This is a genomic window from Kytococcus sp. HMSC28H12 (genome assembly GCF_001816045.1).
GTDB classification, from domain to species: Bacteria; Actinomycetota; Actinomycetes; order Actinomycetales; family Dermatophilaceae; genus Kytococcus; species Kytococcus schroeteri.
The window spans coordinates 1-781 of sequence record NZ_KV824656.1 but is presented as its reverse complement, the minus strand read 5'-3'; the positions used below and the strand labels follow the sequence as shown (position 1 = coordinate 781).

The following is a 781-nucleotide window of genomic DNA, read 5'->3' as shown; positions in this document are numbered from 1 at the left end:
CGGCGGGCACCGCAGGAGTGGCGGGAGTGGACGGTGCCGTCGACCCTGCCCAGGTCGCGTCGTGGCGCACCGCCGTGGACCGGTGCGTGTCAGCCGCCACCGGCGCCCTCGGCGGCGCCGCCGGGCCCGTGCACCTCAACGTGCCCTTCCGCGACCCGCTCATGCCGCCGGTGGAGGTCGCCACGCACCAGGTCACCGACGCGCCGGCGGCTGACGTGATGGCCGGTCGGCCGGACGGAGCGCCCTGGACGGCGGTGGACGGGGCGGGGGACGTCTCGCCGGAGCAGGTCCAGGAGGGGACACACGTCGCGCTGCTGCCGGACGGCCCGGAGCGGACGCTCGTCCTGCTCGGCGACCTGGGGCGACCGGAGCTGGCCCGGGCGGTGCAGGCCGGTGCCCGGGCGCGGGGGTGGCCAGTGGTGGCCGAGCCGTTCGGCCGGTTCGGTGTTGACGGTGCCGTGCCGTTCGGGATCCGCGTGCTCGACGACGAGGGCTTCCTGGCCGGCCACGCGCCGGAGCGGGTGCTCGTGGTGGGGCGGCTGACGCTCCACCGGTCGGTGGGACGCCTGGTGCGGCGCGACGGTGTCGTGGTCGAGTCGGTGACCGCCGGCACCACGTGGCCGGACCCCGGCCACCGCGTGCAGCGGGTGCACCCCCTGGTGCTGGGGGAACCTGGCGACGGCGCCTCGAGGGTTGGGCTGTCCGGCACCGCGGCAGAGGGCTCGGACGGCGCCTGGGCGACCACCTGGCGGGCCGCCGGTGAGGCTGCCGGCGCGCTCGC

At 78.0% G+C, this 781-nt stretch carries 1 pseudogene; it reads left to right on the top strand.

The features are described 5' to 3' along the window. Window positions 1-86: 86 nt before the first annotated feature. Window positions 87-781, top strand: a pseudogene (locus HMPREF3099_RS10505) (2-succinyl-5-enolpyruvyl-6-hydroxy-3-cyclohexene-1-carboxylic-acid synthase); the annotation flags it as partial.